Source organism: Algoriphagus zhangzhouensis (assembly GCF_900148515.1).
GTDB lineage: Bacteria > Bacteroidota > Bacteroidia > Cytophagales > Cyclobacteriaceae > Algoriphagus > Algoriphagus zhangzhouensis.
Genome location: NZ_FRXN01000005.1, coordinates 94,181 through 115,797 on the forward strand (window position 1 = coordinate 94,181; position 21,617 = coordinate 115,797).

A 21,617-nucleotide genomic window follows, 5' to 3' on the forward strand; every position below is an offset into this window, starting at 1 on the left:
GCTATGAATTTAATTGGAATGGTTTATAAATCAAGGAGTACCAATAATTACCTATTTTCGAAAATTGTATATTGAGAAAGATTTATCCAGCCCAAACCATTTCCCACATGAAAAAACTGTTGTTGATCAATTTGATCCTTTTTTTAGCCTCTCATTCAGTTTTTTCTCAACATCAAATCCTAACAGGAGGATGGGTATTTGACACCGATACCAAGACATTCAAAAAGAATAGAGCGATTTATATAGTCAATGGAAAGTTCGGGACCGGGAATGAAAAAGTGTTGAATTGGCAGGTGAAAAGTCTGTCAGACAACGATTACATTTTACCAGGTTTGATTGATTTGCATGCCCATTACCGAGTTAGCTATGATGGAAAAGCTTATGATGATACGCTTGCAATGCCCAAGATCTTTTTGGCCAATGGAATCACCAGTACTTTTCCGGCAGGAGAGATTGAGCCTGAGAAAATGTGGGATTTGCAAAAAAGGATAGATGCCGGCCAAGTTCCCGGGCCAAGAATTCTCCACTCTGGACCTTATTTCGGGACTGCTGCGCCAGATTGGAATCCGGATTTTACAGAGCAGGATATCCGCAAAAGAGTAGACGAATGGGCTGGAAAAGGAGCCTATGGATTTAAGGCGAAAGGTATCACAGGAGAAGATCTTGAAGTCTTGATTGATCAGGCTCATAAGCATGACTTGACTGTGACAGGACATTTGAACTCAGGTTTTCGAAACTCAGTGAATCCACAGGAGGCGATAGAAATGGGGATTGATCGTGTGGAACATTTTCTTGGAGGAAGGCTGTTTGCGGATTCTGTCGATGCTTATCAAAGCTTGAAGCAGATCGATCCACAAGATCCTTTATTGGATGAAATCATCCAATTATACATTGAAAACGGAGTTTATTTTGATGCAACATTGGCGACCTACGGAGCAATAGGGATGATTGATTCTCCGGTCTTGTTCGATTTTGCATTTGAGGACCTTTATTTCACCCCATTTACATTAGAAATCATCAAGTCTAAGAAGCCTTCTAGCTTTAATGAATTATGTGCTTTGATATACCCTGTGAAACAGCAGATACTCAAGCGGTATTATGATGCTGGTGGTTTGATCACGGTAGGTACGGATCGTCCGCTTTTATTGGATAATTATCTTGGAGGAGGGATCGGCGGATTTTTTATTCACAAGGAAATGGCAGCCATGGTGGAGGTCGGAATCCCTGCCGCTGATGTGCTTTATTTTGCGACACAACAAAATGCACAAGCGTTGGGAGTTGAGGATAGAACGGGAAGTATCAAGCCTGGGAATTGGGCGGATTTAATGATAATTAAAGGAAATCCTTTGGAAGATATCACTCGAACAAGATCAGTTCATACAGTCATCAAAGGTGGTAAGTTTTACAATTCCCAAGACCTAAAAAATTCAGCGAAAGGGAAATTGGGCCCTGAGAATTGATTTTTTGAACCAATTTGATTTAAACTTTGATCTATAATTATTTTTAGTTCGAAACTGTATTATTGGTAGGATTTCTTGAATTAAAATTTAACTTTATATTGAAAAGACCGATTTATTTTTAGATAAGATTCTCTGCTTTTTAATTAAGAGGAAGGCTTTTCTAAAAATGAATTTCTAAATACTTCCTAATTCTAGTTCTTAAAGGTTTTGCTTCTTGAGTTGATGAGTTGAGAGTTTGAAGCTTACCTCAGCGGTTTTTTTAGATTTTAAATTAATTGTAGGTTAAAACGATCTAAATGAAGCAGAACTCAATTACTTTTCTGGTTCCAGTCATCCCGGAGAAAGTCCAGAAATTATTAGATCAGCTAAAGGAAATAAAGAGAAATTCGAAGCAAGGTATATCAAAGGATTTGGATGCCTTGTCGATCATACACTATGCTCGGTGGGTAGTGATAGATCATGGGAAATCTTGGATTGGAGACACGGAGAAAAGAAATCCGAAATTACTTTTGGTTTTGGATTATGACGGAAGTCAAAATGAAATGCTTCTGAGATTTTCAGAACAGACAGGTAATATTCTTGATTTGGTTTATGTTTTTTGTAAAGGATATCCTCCTTTGGACTCTCTTACTCCTGAAAGCCGGGTAGCATATTTGAATGAGCATAAAATTCATGACGCCGCTGTTTATATTGGTGCGCCTGGTAGGTCAGTTGATCAGATTCAAAAGGAAAAGCACCTTCGAAATTTCATTAGAGAGTTTGTTGATTCACGTAATTGGGAAGGCGTACCAGCCCAAACAATCCATAGCCGTATTAAAGACGAAGTTCTCTCAAATCCTGAATTTGATTTCCTTCAACAACAAACCGTTACTTTTCCAAGAATCAATTACCCGGGTGTGGTTCTATTAGGGATAGGGCTAATTGCCATTGCTCCGCTGCTGATTATATGGGCATTGATTGTCCATTATTTTTATGAAAGAAAAGATGTGAATTTCACTAGAAAAAGAAGTCAACTGAGTGATGTGTTATTAACAGAATTGGAAGCTTCAGAGGACTTTAAACATCAAAATCAGTTCACTCAACTAGTGGATATGAAAGAGGGGAATGTCCGCCTGATTTCCATCAAATTCATGTTTTTGTTATCTAATTTGTTGATCAAGTTTATCTTCAATCAGGGAAAGTTGATGGGGATTCCTACAATACACTTTGCCAAATGGGTGATGTTTGAAAAGAACTCCAGAGTTTTGTTTTTCTCAAATTTTGATGGGAGTTGGCAGCAATATTTGGGTGATTTTATCGACAATAGTGGATGGGGACTGACTGGGATTTTTTCGAATACCAAGGTTTTTCCAAAGACAAATTTTCTGATTACCGGCGGGGCTTATTTGGAAGAATATTTCCTGGCCTGGAGCCGCAATTCGCAGCTTGTGACCAATTACTGGTATTCGGCTTATCCGGACTTGTCCATCAAAAATGTCAATAACAATACACTGATTAGAGTTGAATTGATGAAAACTCTTTCAGAACGCAGGGCCGCCAAATTTCTTAAACTCTTATAGACGATTCATATGACGATGCTCGAACTCGATAATATCCAAGGCTATCTAATCCGAGGATATGCCCATATGTTGTATTCAAGGTTTGTTTATCTGCAGATTTCAGATGCTGGATCGGCTAAAATTTGGCTTTCTAAAATTTGGAAAGAAATAACTTCTGCAAAGCATTTTCATGATAAATCAAAAATCTCCTCAACACATCTGAATTTAGCTTTTACACATGATGGGTTGAGAGCACTAGGGTTAAATGAAGAGAACCTTGGGGCTTTTTCTCGAGAATTCCGACAAGGAATGGTAGCGCCTCATCGCTCAAGATTATTAGGGGATACCGAAAGCAGCAGTCCTGAAAATTGGAGTTGGGGGGCATCACATCAGGAGCCTATTCATCTTTGTTTGATGATCTTCGGAAATGATAAGCAGTTCGTCGATAATTTGGAGAAAGACAAGGTCGTTTGCCTGAATTATTACGAGGAACTCGCCTCTGAATTTGCAGGACATGGATTGAAGGAATTGTTTTATATAGATGGAAAAACCCAGCCGGATAATAAAGAGCACTTTGGATTTAGAGATGGGATATCGCAACCGATTATCGAAGGCTCAGGTCGAGTAGGGGATAAGGATGATGTGATCAAAACTGGTGAGTTTTTATTTGGATACAAAAATGAGTTTGGGGTTTATCCTGACTCTCCATTGATAGTAAAAGAGCAGGGGGATTTAAACTTGCTTTCGTCAGATACAGGTGGTTCTGGTCAAAAAGATCTGGGTCGGGATGGGACATTTATGGTGATTCGTCAATTGGATCAGGACGTTAACAAGTTTTGGAGTTTTATGAATGAGAACAGTAAAAATCCAGATGGCTCAATCAATGTCGCAGAAAGTTTAAAGCTTGGAGCAAAGTTCATGGGAAGATGGCAAAATGGTGCTCCAATTACTCTTTTTCCAGATGAAGACCCGGGAATTTCTAGTTTAGTCAATGATTTTGGCTATGCGAAATTCGATAGAGATGGATTGAAATGTCCATTTGGATCGCACCTTAGAAGGCAAAATCCAAGGGATAATGTGGATGATCATGGCAGGAAAGAATCTCTTAAACTGAGTAAACAACATCGGATTATTAGAAGAGCGCGCCTTTATGGGGAGATTTATGAAGGATCACCAACCAATCTGACTCCTAAGGGAGAAGTGGGATTGGTATTTGTCTGTTTCAATGCCGATATCAGTCGTCAGTTTGAGTTTCTTCAATATACCTGGGCAAACCTTCCCAAAAATAAGGAGCTATACAACGACCCTGATCCGATTATCGGTGCAAAAGAAACCCTTGATCCGGGAGAAGAGCAGAATTTCACTATACAGGATATTCCGGTCAGTAAAACAATAAAAAACATCCCAAGAGTAGTCACAGTCAAAGGAGGAGGTTATTTCTTTTTTCCTTCGATTAATGTTTTACGATATCTCTCTACTCTTTAATTCTTATGCTATTAGTCTTCTAGGAATTCCTTGGCATTATTGAGCCCATTTTGAAGGTATTTTTTCAAAAATAAAGGCACGAATAGCGACAGAAAGAGTCTTGACAGGAAGTTTTTATAAGTGAAAGTATATACCCATCGAAGTCTCGTTTTATCATCTACCGTGTCGAACCACATGTGGCCGTAAGTTTTGTTGGTGAAATGCTTGAAGATATCACTGAACTTTGTGGTTTGATAAGCATAGTTGGAGTAAGGATGGACTGATATCAATTCTTCCACCAAGGTGGCAGTATCTCCTCTTTCCACTAATCTGTTATCCCCTACATTTTCCCAATGTCCTCTCAAAGTTTTCACTTTGATCACTCCATATATAGGACCTGTTTTGAGCAACCAGCTTGATAGTTTGTTTACACTAGAAACGAATTCGTAAGCTTTCTTTTTGTCGCAGTTGACGATTACTTCTGCTGTCGTATATAAAATGCGTTTTGACGGTACTTGCTGATCTAGGGTGACTTTCGTGTTGATTGGGTTAATGTCATTTAGAAAATCCTCGCTGTCCTTGGGTTCTGCTACTGGGAGGTGGTTGAATTCATGTCGGAATTTGGACATAGCTTCATACACCTTCTTTCTGACCCTGTTGAATGCACCTAAAGGGCGATGTTCTGGCAAGGAATGCCAAGGGTTAAAAGATAGATTGTCTCCAAATTCGATCTGGGCATTTGAATCAAAAACCTGAGGAGGAATGGTCAATGTGGCTACTTTGATGTATTGAGAGCTCCAAGCGACAGTAGGGTCCTCTATCGGCATAGCATCAGCGTCCGTTTGAAACTGGATAAAAAAATCAAATTTTGCTTCATTGTCATGCAAAGTCTGAGCAAGATTGTATCTCAGGTAATTATCATCTGTCGTATTCTCCACCACGACAGTATTGCATGGGCTAGGACGGAGGTGGTATTTTACAGCTCGATCTATAGTTCCAAATTGATAGGGTTGTGTACTCCAATAAGGGATATCGATTGGGTTTTTACAGGCTACTTTGCTTTTGGTCGCTCGGAAAATGATCGGCCAGAGTAAAGGATTGAGGAAAAATAGTTTGCTTTTGAAAAAGTTTGGCGAAGTCATAGCGTTAAGTAATCTGCTTAGCTCCTTGATGGTTTTGGCAAAAAATGTTTCGCTACTCATCAATAGAAAATCTTGGGTCTCTGCCAGAAGTTGATCATCTAATATTTTTTCTCCAGGAACCCCCAGCAGCTTAATAGCAACACCCCGGATATCTTTTTTCTTATCTTTTTGGGGTTGGGTGTTGCCATTTGAAAAACGCACCCATGCGTTGAAATTTTTTTTCTCACCACCGAATACTCCAATTTTTAATTCTTGAGGTAAATCTTCAACTATTGAAAATACAGCTTTGACACAACCATGCATTTTAGTATGGACTTGCCGAAGCATCTTTTTGTCCTTGTACATCCTGGTTACTTGGGCTTCAAATTCCTGAAGCAACTTATAAGCTATCTGATCTTCATCTACTTGAATATACTCATGACCTAATTTTTTTGTTGTTTCGGTTGTTGTTGACATGGTCTTTATAAGTGCGGTTAAAAAAGTGAAAAGATTAATGGAATGTACTTAAAAATTTTTTCATGAAGATAAATTTAGGCAGGTTATTTTGTATTTTATATATTGAATATTGTATTAAATTTAGTGAGGTGATCTGTTCGAAATTCCAATTTTGGCAATAGGCGGAAGCCCCAATTAGTTAAACCAGTCTTTTTCTATGAAATGGCAAATTTTGAATTCATCCATTGATTCTGACCAACAGGATTCAGGATCGGTCATGGATCAAAATTCTGGAACAAAAAAGATCGCTTTGTCCAGTCTTTCGCAGATTGAGACTATAAAAGCAACTAATGAGGCTTCATTTTCGGGCTTTTCTGTTACTGGATTCAGGGAAATCTTTGAGTCAGAAAACAATGGGTCTGAGATGATTCTCAAACTTCAATACATCCAAGGTGAAAGCTTAAGAGAGTTTCTCGCCAAGCCCCGAAAAATTGAAGAAAAATTAAAAATCTGTATTGCGATTACCAAAAGACTGGCGGAAGTTCATAGGAAAGAATTCGTCCATTTGAACCTCAATCCAGATCATATCCTCATTGAGGAGAAGACTGGGCAAATATTTTTTATCAGCCTTGGATTAGCGACGAGAATCAAAAGAAAGATTGGACTAGAGAGGCACTTGGTGTTTATGGAGGCCGATTATGATTTTATAGCTCCAGAGCAGACTGGACGGATCAGTACAGAGATTGGCTTTTATACAGATATCTATACTTTAGGAATTATCTTTTATTGGATTTTTGCAAAGGAGGTGCCTTTTGAGTCAAAAGAAAAAGCAGCGAAAATCCATGCCCATATTGCCCTAACACCGAAGAGGCTTTCAGAAAAAATAAATATTTCCCAGATTTTGTCTGATTTGATCATGAAAATGATCGAAAAGGATGTCCAATTCAGATACCAATCTGCCCAAGGAGTTCTTTATGATCTGGAAATGCTTTTGGAGGCAGAGGTCCATGAATTTGATGTTAGTGGTTTTTTGCTTGCAACTCAAGATGCTTCCGGGAAGCTTGTGTTTTCAGATCAATTATATGCTAGGGATACACAGATCAAGCAGCTTATGGATGCTTTTTCCCGAGCTTCTGAAAATGAAAAAGGTCTGGTCTACGTTTCTGGCAACTCTGGAGTAGGTAAATCCGCATTGGTAGAGAGGCTTTACAGGCCAGTGGTTCAATCTGGAGGATTTTTTATTTCAGGTAAGTTTGATCAGCTTCGGGCAGATGTGCCGTACTCTGCATTTTCTCAAGCTTTGGGGAAATTGATGCATCAAATAATGCTGTTGAATGAGGCAGAACTCAATAAATGGAAGTCAAAACTTCAAAGTTTATTGATGCCTATAGGAAGAGTTTTATTTGAGGTGATTCCAGGCTTGGAAAAGTTATTGACCAACGAACCAGAAATCCCTCACCTTTCAGGGGCAGAGGCCCAATTGAGATTCAATTATGCTCTGATTCGATTTTTTAGGGTTTTTTCCGAAATGGGAAAGCCAGTTTTCATATTTATAGATGACCTACAATGGTCCGATGTTTCCTCATTGGATCTGATGAAGACCATCCTGATCAACTCAGATCTCAATAATATTTTGATTGTGGGAGCTTATCGGGACAATGAGATTACTCTCGGCCATCTGTTTCAGCATTTTAAAATGGAATTGGAAGAGTTGGGAATCCGGCCTGAAGAAATTCTTCTTGAAAACCTCAAGGAAGAGGATGTTCAGCTATTGGTTTCCAATGTTTTGGGGAAGTCTAACCGGGATTTGGATGAATTGTCTTCTATTGTTTTCAAAAAATCAGCTGGAAATGCTCTATTCGCCAATCAATTCCTAAAGGCGATCTATAAAAACGAGATGCTGTATTTCGACAGCGACGAAGGTTCATGGAAGTGGAATACGAACAAGCTAATCAGCTTCAATGTGGAAGGTGATATTGTTAATCTATTCCTTGAGACCATTAATCAATTACCCGAAGAGACTATATCTATTCTCAAAATCGCCTCTTGTATCGGTAATAAATTCAATCTGTTGGATTTGGTGGTGATTTCTGAGAAGGAAAAAGAGGAAGTCATGAAGGATTTTAACCTTGCTCTGGATCTGGACTTGGTGATAGAAAATCTCAGTGGAAGTTATTTTTTCGTCCATGACCGTGTGCAACAAGCTATCTATTCTTTGATTGATGAAGAAGGTAAGAAAGAAATTCACTTAAAGATTGCCAGAACATTTTTGGCCTCTACAAATGGGAAGAGACCGAAGGAAGGGATTTTTGAAATTGTAAATCAATATAATTTCGGAAAAGAATTAATCTCTGATCCTCAGGAGATTAAGGTTCTTTGTGAACTTAATAGCATTGCTGGACAAAGAGCGCAGAATTCGACGGCTTATGTTTTGGCAATGCAATATTTTGAAAATGGTCTGGAATTGCTTTCTGAAGATGCTTGGAAAAACGACCGTGATTTTACCTATGATCTTTATCTCAAATCTGCATCTGCAGCCTATCAATGCAATAATCAGGAGCTTTTTGACAAGTATACCCAGTTGCTCGATACCCATGCGATAAGCACCTTGGACAAATTGAAGCTCGCAGATCTGAAAATTCAAAATGCGAACGTAGAAAACGATCAAAGGCGGGTTATTGAAATAGGCTTGGAGATTCTAAAATCAGTGAATATTAACCTGAAATCCCATCCAAGTCAGTTAAATGTTCTCTTGGGGTTTGTCAGAACCAATTTCAGACTTGCGTCTTTTTCTGAAGAAGACATTCTCAACTTGCCTAAAATCGAGGATGAAGAGCTACTGATTGCCATGTCAATTATGCATCACATGGCTTTGGCGGCATATCTGACAGAGCCCAACCTATTGCCATTGATCATGTTTGAATTGATCCGGCTCACTCTAAAGTTTGGCTTGGGGCAAAAAACACCAGTTGCTTTTGTGGTCTTCGGTTATATCAATATTGCCTTTATGGGCAATATGGCCAAAGGACTCAAAATGGGTCAATTAGGCAATAGTATTTTTGAAATTCTTCAAAATCAAGATGAGTTCGTTTCTTTCAAGCAAGTATATGTGATGTTTATCTCCCATTGGCTGAAGCACTTGGCCGAAAGCATTCCTGAGTTGGAGCAAGCCTTAAAAAAGGGGCTGGAGACAGGTGATTTCGAATTTACCTCTATCATTGGGCAGCTGATTATTTATTGGAATTTTTATGGTGGGGAGACTATCCCTAAGATATTACTCCGAGGAGAATTACTGGCTAAACAAATCCTTCCGCTTAATCAAATCATGCAAATCAGAAGGATTGATTTGTTCCGGCAATCGGCTCTTTGTCTTTTGGATGGTGTAGAAAACTTTGATGTATTAAAAGGAGAGCTATTTAATGAGCAGGAAGTAGATTTTCCGGATGTGCCAGCATTCAGTTTGTATTATCACAATCTCTATTCACAGAAGAAGTTTTTGGCTTTGGTTTTCAACCGAAATGAAACTGCCTGGAAATATTGCTCTCAAGAGAAGAACCATTTGATTCCTGTGAAGGGCTCTATTACAGAAATGTTGTTTCTGTTTTATGAAAACCTCTGTATTACTCCGATTTATGCTTCGAGGTCAAGTTCTGAGCAAAAAGCCTTACTGAAAATCTGTAAGAAAAATATCAAGTTGATTGGTGGATTGGTGAAACATTCAGAGGTGAATTTTCAGCATAGACATGAGTTCATGAAAGCAGAGTTAGAGACCTTGAAGGGGAATTTTGACTTAGCAATCAAATCATACACTTATGCAATCAGGTATGCCAGAATCCATAAATACATCCAGGATGAGGCTATGATTTGGGAGAGGGCCGGAAATTATTTCAATTCGCAACACCAACCCGAGGCAGCTCAGTTTTACCTTTCAAATGCCTATAAATCTTATGAAAAATGGGGAGCCAAAGCCAAACTTACTCAAATGAAAGAAGTCTATGATCAATTTATTTCTGCTGAAGAAATAGGTTTAAATGCCAATATTCTTGATTTGGATACTATCCTCAAGACTATTAAGCTGATTTCAGGCGAGATGAAACTGGAAAATATATTAACTGGTCTGATGCAGCTTGTCAGTGAAAATGCCGGAGCTGATCGTGCTTTTTTGATTACCGTTGAAAAGAACCATAAACTGATCAAAGCTTCTATTGATAATTCCACCAATGACATTCAAGTTTTGCAGGATATTCCATATGAGGAATTTGATGAAATCAGTCACTCGGTAATCAATTATGTACTGCGATCAGGGGAAACTTTGGTTCTCGATGACGCCACCAAAATCCTTCCTTACTCGGATGAAGATTACATTGAGGAAAATCAAGTCAAATCCATCCTTTGCATACCACAAAAAAACTCAGCAGTTGGGTTCTCCATTCTTTATCTGGAAAACAGATTGCTTTCTGGAGCTTTTACAAAAGAAAGAATAGAAATCTTGCAAGTGATGGCCACCCAAACAGCAATTTCCCTTCAAAATGCGATGCTTTTGGAAAGCACAAACCAGCTCAATGAGAAATTAATTGAGGAGGTTGAAGTGAGAAAAGGGGTAGAGGAAAGTTTAAGATTAAATGAGAAAAGGCTGGAAGAATACAATGCCAACCTTGAGTCTAAGGTTAAAGAAAGAACCCTGGATCTTCAAGTCGAAAAGGAGAAATCTGATGAGCTGCTGCTTAATATCCTGCCTTTGGATATTGCGAGAGAATTGAAAGAAAAAGGCTCTGCCCAATCCAAAAAGTATGATAGTGTCACAGTGATGTTTACTGATTTTAAAGGGTTTTCGATGATTGCAGAGAAAATGAATGCAGAGGATTTGGTTTCTGAAATCGACTATTGTTTCAAAGAATTCGACCGTATTATCGAAAGACATGGTGTTGAAAAGATCAAAACAATAGGAGATTCCTATATGGCGGCGGGGGGGATTCCTATTAAGAATGACACTCATCCAATAGACGTGATTCATGCTGCTATAGAAATTCAGGAATTTATCGAAGACTTTAAAGCTAGAAGCGTCATTCAGAATAAGCCTGTTTTCGAACTGAGAATAGGTATCCATACAGGGAGTATAGTGGCGGGAATCGTTGGACTGAATAAGTTTGCCTACGATATCTGGGGAGATACTGTCAACTTAGCTTCTCGGATGGAAAGTAGTGGGGAGGCTGGTAAAATCAATATTTCCGGATCAACCTATGAATTGGTGAAAGATCATTTTTCCTGCACTTACAGGGGGAAAGTTCAAGCTAAGAACAAAGGGGAGGTTGATATGTATTTTGTTGAGAAGATAGCTATTGATTAATCTTTTGAAAGAAAGGTCAGAGTAAGCCTTGGCACCTTTTTATTGACAAGGAGCTAAAGGGAGTCAGTTTTTAGTTGGTTTCCTCTTTCTTTTATTTAGCCACACGATAAATCCAGTAATAGGTAAAGAGGCTCCTATCAAAGAACCCAAAAAGGCCAATATTCTTCCTGGAAGTCCCCACACACTACCAAAGTGAACTTCATAAACTAGTCCGTTTATTTTGCTAAAAGTACTTCGGTCTTGAGCTAATCCGTTTTGAAAATTACCGGATAAAAGCTTTCCGTTATACTGGTCATGGTGGAAATGATCAACCGCATTGATTCCTTTGTTTGGGTTGATCACTGATAGGTGGATGGCCTCATCAGATTTGTGGGGAATACTGATTCTAACCTCTGAATTTGGGTGTTTAGAATGATATTCCTGAATAAGGCTATTCAAGATTTCTTCATTTGCGATTTTTGGATCAGTAGAGACGGGGATAGAAATAGGTGTTTCCCAAGTTTTTTCATTTTCACCGCTAAGTTCCTTCAAAGTTTCTCTGACCAGCGAAAATCCCCAAAAAATTCCCGTTCCAATCGCGAAAATCAGGATCCATGATGCATAAAACCCAAGGATATTATGAAGATCGTAATTAAGCTTTTTGGGTGAGGCGGACCATTTGATCAGGAACATATGCTTTCCAGGTTTTCCATTGCCCGGCCACCAAATCACCAATCCAGAGATAAGCATTACCAGAGCCAATAAAGTGACCCAATGAACAAGCTCTCGTCCAAAAGGACCCAAAAGGAAATTTCTATGCAGCTTTTTTAAAAAATTGATCCAGCCTTTATTCATGTCCTGCAAATGGATCAACTCGCCGGAATATGGATTGAGGTAAGCATGATAATAAGTGCCTGGGACGTATATGAGGACTTCAATTGCGCTTTCGGAATCTCTAAATAAGGCCGTCCGGAAATCACCTTCTGGAAATTCTGTTTTCAGAGTGTTTTTGATATCCGAAATCGAAATAAAAGATCGGTCTTCACTAGGTACTTTTTGATGGTAAGTAATGTAGCTGAATTCAGGCTCCCATGTATATAAAGCACCAGAAAATGCGGTGATAAAAAACAGAAATCCTATGCCTAAGCCTATGATCAGGTGTATTTTGGCTATGTACTTTCTCAAGTTGGTGTCTAACTAGTTGTAAATTTTAATTTATGGAATTTAAATCACAAAGTGTTAGATCTATCATGTTTTACTGAAAGGGAATTAGCTAGGTCAAAGATGGTAAGGAGATCGTGTTTGATAGAAGAAGAAAATTATGGATAGACCACAAATCACAAACCAAGGAATTCCAAAAATTACGCTTAGAAAAAGGATGAAAAAGGAAGCAATCAACCAGTTGGAAAGGTAGGAGCTTCCAAATTTCCAGTACTGGATTCCTAACAAAATCAGTTGATTTCCTAGAAATAGAAAAGGTAAACTCAAAAATTCAAATCCCTTAAAAGGATACACTCCTTTCCAAATCAAAAACAATAACTCCGGAAAGGATACGAGTATTATCGATAGAAAATGATAGGAGAATTTTTCAATGGACCGGAAAGGAATGCTTTTAAACCAACTTTGTTTGACCAATTCAAACTCAGCCTTTTCCATCAATATTGGGATTTGGAGAAATGAGACGGCCAGTACTCCAAACTGCATCCATCGGATATCATAAATCCCGGAAGCAAAAGAGACGAAAAATCCATTTAGAAGAGCTAGACTCAATATTTTGGTAAGAAGAAATAGCAAAGGTCTATTCTGCCTTAATTCTAAAATTAACCATGAAGATCGATGTAGATTCCAGTTTACTTTAGGCCTTTTTAGAATGATTTCAGGGATTGGTTTTTCTTGAGCTCGATTGATTTCCCATAGATTGAGACCTATTCCTAGGATGACAGAAAACCATAAAAGGAATAGGAGTGTCCAAGCATTTTCTTGAACTCCATAAAAACTAACAAAAAGAAAATAGAAGAGGAAAAAAGCCAGATTAACCAAGATGATTTTTAGCCAAATTTGAAATCTGTCTTGTTGCTTAAAAAGTCCTGTCTGGTGAAATATCTTGTATTCTCTTTGAGAGAGTAATGCCTTAATGGATTTCAAGTGAAAACTTGAAAATCCCAGAAAACTGAGCGGTAGAATGCTGAAAGCTAAAGGATGTCTGAATAAAAACTTGGCAAGTAGAATATGTTGCTTGATTTCCATGAATACTCCTCCAAAAACCAAAATCAAAACCCAAAAACCGAGCGTTTTTCGGTAGAAAGGAATCGTAAATGATTTGAAAAACAGCTTATCCATTTTTCGAAAGTCTACCTGATTCCATCTTAAATGTACCTTGGATGGGCAAGTTAGCGATGGGGCTATTCTGATGAGAAGTAATCAAGAAAGTAACACCTTGTGCTGCCAAACCTTTGATCATTTCAGTCAATTGATTTTGGGTTTGGGTATCAATGGTGGTAAATGGTTCATCCAAAATCACCAACTGGGGATTACCTAAAAATGCCAAAATCAAAGCAGATTTTTTGAGCATTCCGGATGAGAAAGTTCCAACAGGATATCCTGAGAATGAATCTGCCCCAAAGGAACTTTTCAATTGATTGATTTCTTCTTGATTTGCCTTTTTGGCTTTTGCCACCACTTGGATCAAGTCGTCTAAACTCAAAAAGTCAGGAAATTGAGGTTCCGCCTCTGCATATCCAATGGTCGCCCGATATTCCAGTGGCTTTTTTAGCAAATCAATTCCATTCAAGTCGATTTTTCCTTGGAATGGATGGATTCCAGCCAAAGCTTTTAATAGGGTTGATTTTCCTGAACCATTAGCTCCATGGATAAAATGGATTCCCTTCTCTAGCTTCAATTCATCAATCAGAACCTCAAATCCACTGGGGTATTTTTTAGAAAAATTGGAAATCAAAAGCATGAGGCCGAAAATGGTTGGTGGCTAATCCTGAATTTTGATTGAATTAAAGGAAAATGAAGGATTCTGGAAATTGAATTAACAATAATTATAATAGTTTGGATATGATTGATTTTCAGAGTTTCCTGAATGCAAATTTATACCCTTCATATCCTGCGATAAAGTAAAAAACAATATCCATAAATTGACCTGTTTCTAATAAAAGGTCAAAGGTGTAGCTGTAATCAAAATAAAGAAGCGTCTCAAAAAAATCTAGCCCTTCCATTTGTGACAAAACTGCTATTACGCTTAGGAAATTTCCCACTATACAACTGAATACCGCAATAATAGCACCTGAGATTCCAAATATTGGATCTACTCCTTTCCCCAAAATTCTGATTGAAAATCCAACACCTGCTCCAATTGCCAAGGCCATATAACCAATTTGCCATCCTGTAGCTACAGTAATTAGGGCCCATAGGCAGGCGCCAATAAAGCCCGCCAATGTTCCACCGAAAATTCCTAATGGAAGATTCTGCTCTAGTTGATATTCTCGTAATTTTTCATTGGAAAGATCTTTGATTTCTATAGCCGCAGAATCATTTAATTCTGCCTCCATTCTTTCATCAAGATCGAAAGAAGGACATGTTTCTTCAAATGAGGGTTTTTCTCCAGTTAATGAACAAATTAGACCCGTTTCCATGTTCATTCTTCTATTGTGGCACTTTTTACAAAAAGCTAATTGCTCATGAAATTCCATAGGTGGTTGACTTAAAAATTTTATCGAAATATCATTAAAAAATTTGATCAAAAAATACCCAGTATTGGGTATTTTTTAGGATTGTTTTTCCATTTACATTTAGCCAATTTATCCCTTATCCTAATTTAAATTATGGCGAATAGATTGGTGTTGAAATTTCTCCAAATACTCCGTTTGAACCATTGGCTTATCTTCATTGCTTAAGATTTTAAATAAAATCGGGTCACTTAGGATTTTAGAAACAGAAACCACCTCACTATCTAGTATGACTTCTTTATTCATCAGGCGAATGCCATGACTGTAATCGACATACCAATCCACATGCCCTTTGTATACCGGCTGGATGGGATTTCCGTCTAACTTATGCCAACCGTAAATCACTACTCTGTCTGGTAAATCAGCCAAATGGTAGGAGAGGATGACATCTTTCTTAATTCCTGCAATCAATTGACCGTTTCTTTCATTTGCTTTAGACTTTTGTTTTTCTATTTGTTCGTTGTGAAGGATGAATTTTGCAATGCTTTCATTTTCTCTTTCTACAGGTTTGTAGAAAAATGGATCCAGCTTCACCTCAGCATTCTCATAAATATGATCGCTTATTTTTGAAGTGATCAAAGAGGCTCCAAATAGGTTGGCAAGTCTCTGGGCTGTATGTGGATTCATGGGAATCCGACAATAATCTTCATCCGACCCAATTGCCAAATAGTCAGGCATGACTTCATAAATTATTTCATGTGATTTTCCTACTGAGTCCTGGAAAGTGCCTTTCAGTTGAACTGGCTTCTTCAAAAACTCAGGCATATTTCCTTCAGCCAAAGCTTTGTATATTTCTTCCTCCCGCTCTTCCAATGATAAAGGAATCATTCGCTTCATAAATTCAGAGCCAGTTTCTGCATCTACCTTTCTAGGTGGTATTTGAAGCGGATCAATTTGACTTTGGGCAAACAGGGAAATAGGTGAAAGGAAAAGGAAAATGAAAAATCTAAAAACCATGGAATGTTTGCTTAAAAAGCGATTGCATAATAATCATCCACACTGCAATCGTCACAAATAAGTTTGATTTGGGTACGGCCTTCTCTCAAAAATTTGAGATCTACTTCCATCACATCTCCCCTTTTCTCAAAGCTGACACATTTTTCGTCATAATTATATCTGACTTGAGCTATTCCACCGGTTTGGGTTCTCAAGCAAAAGGAAGAAGGTCCGTCCTTCTTGTTAATGAGCATGATGGTCCAGGAGCCGTTTTCTCTGATCCAATCCCGATCAATCAGTTCGGATAAGTTACCATTGGCCACATTTAAGTATTTGAATTTTTTTTCATTTTCTCTAAATACATAAGCAACGAGTTCTTCGTCAGAAAGCTTTTGAATCATCTCATATCGGTTTGCATCAACTAAACTGAGATATTCTTGATGCCATTTCTTAAAATAGGGAGTGTTTATTTCTTCTTGTTCTGCAAAAATACTAACCAATAATTCCATTGCTTCAGGGGATTCCTGAATAGCCTCAAACAATGTGCTTGTAACAGTTATGGGAACAGTCTCATCCGAAAAATAAGGGAATCCAACTCTGCCTTCTCCAAAAGGGTAGATATCACCTTCTTCTGATTGTTTGAAAGCTCCGGTGTATTCAAATTCTCCAACTGATCGCTCTCTAATGGTTGCCGATTTACTGTCAGCTATTCCATTTTTGTAGGTGTAGATTTCTAGATGGCTCTCTTTTTTTATGGTGTGAATTCCATCCACAATTCCACTTCTTCCTGAAAGTCCTTTGGTAGTACCTACGTAGCTAAATGTTGGAGTGTCCACATCAAAGTAAATGCTATCATTCTTCCTGATGAATGATGCTGTCAGGTTGGGATCGCTTATATATTCTCCGTTTGCTAATTGCTTAGAGTTTCCAGTGCGAAAATTGACCTTTATCTTGATGTCAGAGCTTTTTTCGGTGATAACTCCAGAGGTAGCAAAGCTGTTTTCAAAGGTTCCAGTATAAGTAGTTTTGCCCATATCTACTGTCCCTTCACCAAAAATACAATTCCCGTCGATGCATGGATATATAGTTGAACTGATCATGCAATTGTTAGCCTCATCAATTCCAAATGGTCCTAATAGCTTGTATTCTGCCTGGAGTAATTCATAGTATTCGGGGACTTTTTGCTGAAACTTATAAGAGGCGACAGCTGCATCTAAATCTGGCTCTTTTTCACTCTTGAGGAGATATTTGCCGGCGATTATAGGCTCCAATACCTCGCGTTCTATGCTGTACTTTTGAAAATAAGCTATGTGTTTGTTGAAAAAGTAATTTGCGAAATAACTTCGCTGTAAAGCATCCAAATTTTCCCAATCTCTCTCTGAGAAATCCAGATTGCTTTCTTCATCAAAATCCTCTCTCTCAATTTTTCGGATAATATAACCACTGATTACATCACCGCCATCTTTGTCAAACTTGGCTCCATCCGGCCTAGTGACAGACCTATATTCTTTCGGATCTTCTTTGACAACTTGGAAGATAATTCCCGCCTTATCATAGCCATCTGGAAGGAAGTAGTTTATCCGGTAATATCCTGATTGCAAAGCACTCACATTGCGAAAGCCATTTTTCTTATTCAGCTCAGCGGTGGTAAATACTTCACCTGTATTAAAAGTGTCAAAAGGAAATGAAATAGGAGCGTAATCCCCAAGAGACCTTCCATTTACACTATTTACACTGCTTATTTGGATGCTATTGAGATGACCATATCCGGCTAATAGGTCATCCCCTTCAAAATTTAGAGAAAGATGGTATCTAGGATGATTGTCAATTGTTTTGACCCAAGGAAATCTTGCAAAGAGCTGACCGGAAAAACCTTCTGGTGATTTTGGCTTTACGGGATAATTAAAAAGGGCAATCAAAGAGTCTTTGAAGGCCTGAGAATCCATTTGGATTGGAAAAGTTATCGTTTGAGATTGGAGGCGAAAAGACCAAAAAAGGAGGATTAAAAAGATTATTGACTTTTTTTTCATGGGCTTGAATTATAGCTTCCTAAACTAATAAATATCAAAGAATTATTGAACAATAGATTGTTCCAGAATATGTTATCATAAAATAGAAGTCTAAACTTTTTTAGAATCAAAATAGTATATACTTTTAGTAATACCAATTGAAATGTCATGAAAACACTATCATTGAAATTAGACAATTCTGTTTTTGAGGAAACGGAGGAGATATTGAAAGAAAAGGGCATTGCTAGAAATAGATATATCAATGAGGCCCTTGATTTCTACAATCGCTACTATCAAAGAAAAAAGCTGGCAAAAGCTTTCGAAAAAGCATCACAAATGGTTCGGGAAAGCTCCATGGAAATCAATGCTGAATTTGATCAAATGATCGATGAAGGAGCAGTTTGAGATTTGGCTGGTGAATTTGAATCCTTCTAGAGGAACGGAACCCGGTAAAATCCGCCCATCTGTTGTGATTCAGACGAATCTGCTGAATCAATTGGATCATCCCTCTACATTGATTTGCCCGATTACTTCCCAGCTTTCTGATGAGGAGAATATTCTCAGGGTAAAAGTCGAGGGAAAAGGAACAGGTTTGGAACAGGAGTCAGAAATTTTGGTGGATCAAATCAGAGCCTTGGATAATCGAAGGTTTATTGAAAAACTGGGAAAAATCAACAAAGAAAAAGCCTTGGAGCTTCAAAGGAAGTTGAAGGCGGTGTTGGATTTTTAGCTTACTGGTTTCTTTTTTTAGGATTTTGTCTAACATCAAAAAGGGAAACTAATAAAATATACTCCGTCCTCACTGTATAGAAGACTCGAATTTGTTTGTTTAGTTGAAATCCTCGAATGTTTTTTGCAGAAAATTCGATAGAACCTATTTCTGGAAATTGCTCCAGTAAGTCCAAAAAATCATTTAATGTGGCTTCAAATTTTTCTACTGATTTATTCACCCACTTTTTTCCCAAGTATTCGATGATTTTATGGTAATCTGAATTTGCCTTTTTACTGACTAGAATTTTCACTTACTTCTTTTCAAAAAAGTATCTCTCGAGATAAAAGTTGATTCATCATCTTCTAGAGTACCTAAAATTTCTTCTTTTTCTTTTTTAGGAAGTTCCTCCCAAAGAGACCCTGTTTCTTTTTCTTTTTTTAAAGAAAGGAAATCTCGGATCGTTTCAAGTAACTGCTCATTTTCAATTTCATCAATCAATTGATGAACAGTTGTTTTTAGCGAAGTTGCCATAATTCAGTTTTTTCTTGCTACTCTAAGATAATACATAAAATGAAAGATATAGGTTTCTGAAAAAACTGCAAAGTAAGCATTGAAAATGCTTTAGAGATTCAGGAGGAAGCTTTGAGGGGCCGCTTGGGTAATTCTGTCATCTGTCTCTTGTCTTCCAAGTCCTTAAGCAAAGAAAATTAAGATGGTGATTCCAAACTTGATTTGCATTTTTCTCATTCTTTCATTTTTCCAATCCAAAATCTCATTTGTCAATCCCTTTCTTGTCCTGTAACTTTACTGGCTCATTCAAAACCAAAAGCCGTGGCAAATAAAAACGTCAAAGTAGGTCTGGTTCAACTCAGTTGCTCTGGGGATGTGGCCGAAAACATGAAGAAAACAATTGTAGGGATTCGTGAGGCAGCCGTTAAAGGCGCTCAGGTAGTTGTCCTGCAGGAACTTTTTAGATCTCTTTACTTCTGTGATGTGGAGGATTATGACAACTTCAATTTGGCAGAAGCTATCCCAGGTCCTTCCACCGAAACCCTGGGCGAAATCGCAAAGGAATTGGGAGTGGTGATCGTGGCATCTCTTTTCGAAAAGCGTGCTGAAGGTTTATATCATAACACAACGGCAGTTTTGGATGCGGATGGAACTTATCTGGGTAAATACCGAAAAATGCACATTCCTGATGATCCGGGATATTTTGAGAAATTCTATTTCACTCCTGGAGATTTGGGATACAAAGTTTTCAAAACCAAATTCGCTACAATCGGAGTATTGATCTGCTGGGATCAATGGTATCCGGAAGCAGCAAGAATCACTGCTTTGAAAGGGGCAGATTTCTTGGTGTATCCAACTGCCATCGGATGGGCTAAATCTCAGGATGAAGCTACCAATGATGAGCAGTATGGTGCTTGGCAGACTATTCAGCGTTCTCACGCTGTAGCCAATGGCATTCCGGTAGTTTCTGTGAACAGAACAGGTGAAGAAGGCGAGATGCAATTCTGGGGAGGTTCTTTTGTAGCCAATCCTTTTGGTAGAGTGGTATATAAAGCCCCTCATTTGGAAGAGGAAGTTCACGTAGAAGAATTGGATTTGACAGGTTCTGATCGATACAGAACCCACTGGCCATTCCTTCGTGACAGAAGAATTGATTCTTACGAACCTATCACCAAGCGTTTCCTCGACGAAGATTAATTGATGAAAGATATTTTCAAATTGGCTGAAACTGGAGCAGCTACTCCAGCTGAATTGGGTTATTATTTCCCTGCGGAATTTGCACCTCAAGAATCCATTTGGCTAAGTTGGCCTCATAAGGAAGAGTCTTGGCCGGGGAAAATCGATACCATATACGCGCCTTATTCTCAGTTTATCAATGAGGTATCTAAGGGTCAAAAAGTGAATATCAACGTTGCTGATGAAGCAATGAAGAATTTTGCTTTGGGCCATTTGGATAAAGCAGGAGTAGATTTGAATAAGATTTTCTTTCATTTCTTTCCCACCAATGATGCTTGGTGCAGAGATCATGGACCTGCATTTTTGATCAATTCTGAGGCTGAAGTAAAAAAGGCTTTGGTAAAGTGGAATTACAATGCTTGGGGAGAGAAATACCCACCTCATGACTTGGATAACCTGATTCCGATTCGAATTGCAAAAGAATTGGGAATTCCATGCTTCAAGCCGGGAATTGTCATGGAAGGTGGATCTGTGGAATTCAATGGAAAAGGTACTTTGCTTACTTCCAAGGCATGTTTGCTCAATAAAAATAGAAATCCTCACCTGAATCAGGCAGAGATTGAAAAATACCTTTGCGATTATTACGGGGTCAGCCATATCCTTTGGGTAGGAGATGGGATCGTTGGTGATGATACGGATGGCCATATTGATGATATTACCCGATTTGTCAATGAGGACACGGTCGTGACTGTCATCGAGGATCACAAAGGAGATGAGAACTACGATATCCTAAAGGAAAACCTTGAGATGCTCGAGCAAATGAAGCTTCAGGATGGAAAGCCTTTGAATATTGTTGAATTGCCGATGCCAGGACCAGTTGTTTGGGAAGGCCAACGGCTTCCTGCGTCATATGCCAATTTTTATATTGGAAATGAGGTAGTTGTAGTTCCGGTTTTCAGAGATAAAAATGATCAGAAGGCTTTGGATATCCTTTCAGGTTGTTTTCCGGATAGAAAAGTAATTGGAATAGATTCCACAGACATTATTTGGGGACTGGGAAGTTTCCATTGTCTGAGTCAGCAGGAGCCCTTTGTTTAGTTAACAGTGATCAGTAAACTGTAAAAACAATTATCTTTTTTGTTAGGTGATCATTTTTAAGATTTGGCACGTGGTAA

The 21,617-nt window shown here is 38.3% G+C and carries 17 protein-coding genes; 8 read left to right on the plus strand and 9 right to left on the minus strand.

All coding sequences use genetic code 11. From position 1 onward, the window contains the following. Positions 1 to 107: 107 nt before the first annotated feature. The 3 genes from BUF13_RS16585 to BUF13_RS16595 all read left to right on the plus strand — a co-directional run bounded on the left by BUF13_RS16585 (position 108) and on the right by BUF13_RS16595 (position 4,483). Positions 108 to 1,460: an amidohydrolase family protein gene (locus BUF13_RS16585; protein WP_073573157.1), complete on the plus strand. Its 1,353-nt coding sequence runs from the start codon at positions 108 to 110 to the stop codon at positions 1,458 to 1,460. A 296-nt stretch (positions 1,461 to 1,756) separates the two neighbouring features. Continuing rightward, positions 1,757 to 3,019 carry a hypothetical protein gene (locus tag BUF13_RS16590; protein WP_073572942.1) on the plus strand — a complete coding sequence of 421 codons (1,263 nt, stop codon included), beginning with the start codon at positions 1,757 to 1,759 and terminating at the stop codon, positions 3,017 to 3,019. 15 nt (positions 3,020 to 3,034) lie between these two features. Continuing rightward, positions 3,035 to 4,483 (plus strand): Dyp-type peroxidase, encoded by a 1,449-nt coding sequence (locus BUF13_RS16595; RefSeq protein ID WP_073572943.1) that lies wholly within the window; start codon positions 3,035 to 3,037, stop codon positions 4,481 to 4,483. Positions 4,484 to 4,494: 11 nt separating this feature from the next. Here the strand turns inward: BUF13_RS16595 and BUF13_RS16600 are convergent, their stop codons facing one another. Next, complete coding sequence (locus BUF13_RS16600) at positions 4,495 to 6,060, minus strand: SRPBCC family protein (RefSeq protein WP_073572944.1); 1,566 nt, start codon at positions 6,058 to 6,060, stop codon at positions 4,495 to 4,497. A 196-nt stretch (positions 6,061 to 6,256) separates the two neighbouring features. Here BUF13_RS16600 and BUF13_RS16605 point away from each other — a divergent pair, with 196 nt between their 5' ends. Continuing rightward, positions 6,257 to 11,386 carry an adenylate/guanylate cyclase domain-containing protein gene (locus BUF13_RS16605; RefSeq protein WP_073572945.1) on the plus strand — a complete coding sequence of 1,710 codons (5,130 nt, stop codon included), beginning with the start codon at positions 6,257 to 6,259 and terminating at the stop codon, positions 11,384 to 11,386. A gap of 63 nt (positions 11,387 to 11,449) precedes the next feature. On the opposite strand, the gene BUF13_RS16610 is transcribed toward BUF13_RS16605, so the two are convergent. From BUF13_RS16610 to BUF13_RS16635, 6 genes are all read right to left on the minus strand, one after another. Continuing rightward, a complete protein-coding gene (locus tag BUF13_RS16610) occupies positions 11,450 to 12,550 on the minus strand; it encodes a PepSY-associated TM helix domain-containing protein (protein WP_073572946.1) in 1,101 nt (366 codons plus the stop codon). Positions 12,551 to 12,643: 93 nt separating this feature from the next. Beyond that, on the minus strand, positions 12,644 to 13,705 hold the full coding sequence (locus BUF13_RS16615; RefSeq protein ID WP_073572947.1) for a hypothetical protein: 1,062 nt from the start codon (positions 13,703 to 13,705) through the stop codon (positions 12,644 to 12,646). After that, positions 13,698 to 14,327, minus strand: a complete 630-nt coding sequence (locus tag BUF13_RS16620) for an ABC transporter ATP-binding protein (protein WP_073572948.1) — start codon at positions 14,325 to 14,327, stop codon at positions 13,698 to 13,700. The genes BUF13_RS16615 and BUF13_RS16620 overlap by 8 nt, the downstream gene beginning before the upstream one ends. A 112-nt stretch (positions 14,328 to 14,439) precedes the next feature. Then, positions 14,440 to 15,006, minus strand: a complete 567-nt coding sequence (locus BUF13_RS16625) for a hypothetical protein (RefSeq protein WP_243839758.1) — start codon at positions 15,004 to 15,006, stop codon at positions 14,440 to 14,442. 177 nt (positions 15,007 to 15,183) lie between these two features. Continuing rightward, positions 15,184 to 16,056 (minus strand): hypothetical protein, encoded by an 873-nt coding sequence (locus BUF13_RS16630; RefSeq protein WP_073572950.1) that lies wholly within the window; start codon positions 16,054 to 16,056, stop codon positions 15,184 to 15,186. A gap of 11 nt (positions 16,057 to 16,067) precedes the next feature. Further along, positions 16,068 to 17,981, minus strand: coding sequence for a hypothetical protein (locus BUF13_RS16635; protein ID WP_134204521.1), 1,914 nt, complete (start codon positions 17,979 to 17,981; stop codon positions 16,068 to 16,070). 231 nt (positions 17,982 to 18,212) lie between these two features. On the opposite strand from BUF13_RS16635, the gene BUF13_RS16640 reads away from it, so the two are divergent. Further along, complete coding sequence (locus BUF13_RS16640; RefSeq protein WP_073572952.1) at positions 18,213 to 18,449, plus strand: hypothetical protein; 237 nt, start codon at positions 18,213 to 18,215, stop codon at positions 18,447 to 18,449. Next, positions 18,433 to 18,774, plus strand: coding sequence for a type II toxin-antitoxin system PemK/MazF family toxin (locus tag BUF13_RS16645; protein WP_073572953.1), 342 nt, complete (start codon positions 18,433 to 18,435; stop codon positions 18,772 to 18,774). Before BUF13_RS16640 ends, BUF13_RS16645 begins: the two co-directional genes overlap by 17 nt. Before the next feature lies 1 nt (position 18,775). Here BUF13_RS16645 and BUF13_RS20895 read toward each other — a convergent pair whose 3' ends face one another. Together BUF13_RS20895 and BUF13_RS16655 are read right to left on the minus strand one after the other, a co-directional pair. Further along, the gene (locus tag BUF13_RS20895) at positions 18,776 to 19,066 is read right to left on the minus strand and encodes a type II toxin-antitoxin system RelE/ParE family toxin (protein ID WP_073572954.1); all 291 of its coding nucleotides are present in this window, start codon (positions 19,064 to 19,066) and stop codon (positions 18,776 to 18,778) included. Continuing rightward, positions 19,063 to 19,287, minus strand: coding sequence for a hypothetical protein (locus tag BUF13_RS16655; RefSeq protein WP_073572955.1), 225 nt, complete (start codon positions 19,285 to 19,287; stop codon positions 19,063 to 19,065). Before BUF13_RS16655 ends, BUF13_RS20895 begins: the two co-directional genes overlap by 4 nt. A 300-nt stretch (positions 19,288 to 19,587) precedes the next feature. On the opposite strand from BUF13_RS16655, the gene BUF13_RS16660 reads away from it, so the two are divergent. Both BUF13_RS16660 and BUF13_RS16665 read left to right on the plus strand, forming a co-directional pair. Next, on the plus strand, positions 19,588 to 20,463 hold the full coding sequence (locus tag BUF13_RS16660) for a carbon-nitrogen hydrolase (RefSeq protein WP_073572956.1): 876 nt from the start codon (positions 19,588 to 19,590) through the stop codon (positions 20,461 to 20,463). A 3-nt stretch (positions 20,464 to 20,466) separates the two neighbouring features. Then, entirely contained in the window at positions 20,467 to 21,540 is a 1,074-nt protein-coding gene (locus BUF13_RS16665) for an agmatine deiminase family protein (protein WP_073572957.1), read from the plus strand. Positions 21,541 to 21,617: the final 77 nt, after the last annotated feature.

Bases quoted from the DNA above. Each gene is read 5' to 3' on its own strand.
- BUF13_RS16585 (WP_073573157.1), top strand. From the start codon at position 108: ATGAAAAAACTGTTGTTGATCAATTTGATCCTTTTTTTAGCCTCTCAT.
- BUF13_RS16590 (WP_073572942.1), top strand. From the start codon at position 1,757: ATGAAGCAGAACTCAATTACTTTTCTGGTTCCAGTCATCCCGGAGAAA.
- BUF13_RS16595 (WP_073572943.1), top strand. From the start codon at position 3,035: ATGCTCGAACTCGATAATATCCAAGGCTATCTAATCCGAGGATATGCC.
- BUF13_RS16600 (WP_073572944.1), bottom strand. From the start codon at position 6,060: ATGTCAACAACAACCGAAACAACAAAAAAATTAGGTCATGAGTATATT.
- BUF13_RS16605 (WP_073572945.1), top strand. From the start codon at position 6,257: ATGAAATGGCAAATTTTGAATTCATCCATTGATTCTGACCAACAGGAT.
- BUF13_RS16615 (WP_073572947.1), bottom strand. From the start codon at position 13,705: ATGGATAAGCTGTTTTTCAAATCATTTACGATTCCTTTCTACCGAAAA.
- BUF13_RS16620 (WP_073572948.1), bottom strand. From the start codon at position 14,327: ATGCTTTTGATTTCCAATTTTTCTAAAAAATACCCCAGTGGATTTGAG.
- BUF13_RS16625 (WP_243839758.1), bottom strand. From the start codon at position 15,006: ATGGAAACGGGTCTAATTTGTTCATTAACTGGAGAAAAACCCTCATTT.
- BUF13_RS16630 (WP_073572950.1), bottom strand. From the start codon at position 16,056: ATGGTTTTTAGATTTTTCATTTTCCTTTTCCTTTCACCTATTTCCCTG.
- BUF13_RS16635 (WP_134204521.1), bottom strand. From the start codon at position 17,981: ATGGATTCTCAGGCCTTCAAAGACTCTTTGATTGCCCTTTTTAATTAT.
- BUF13_RS16640 (WP_073572952.1), top strand. From the start codon at position 18,213: ATGAAAACACTATCATTGAAATTAGACAATTCTGTTTTTGAGGAAACG.
- BUF13_RS16645 (WP_073572953.1), top strand. From the start codon at position 18,433: ATGAAGGAGCAGTTTGAGATTTGGCTGGTGAATTTGAATCCTTCTAGA.
- BUF13_RS16655 (WP_073572955.1), bottom strand. From the start codon at position 19,287: ATGGCAACTTCGCTAAAAACAACTGTTCATCAATTGATTGATGAAATT.
- BUF13_RS16665 (WP_073572957.1), top strand. From the start codon at position 20,467: ATGAAAGATATTTTCAAATTGGCTGAAACTGGAGCAGCTACTCCAGCT.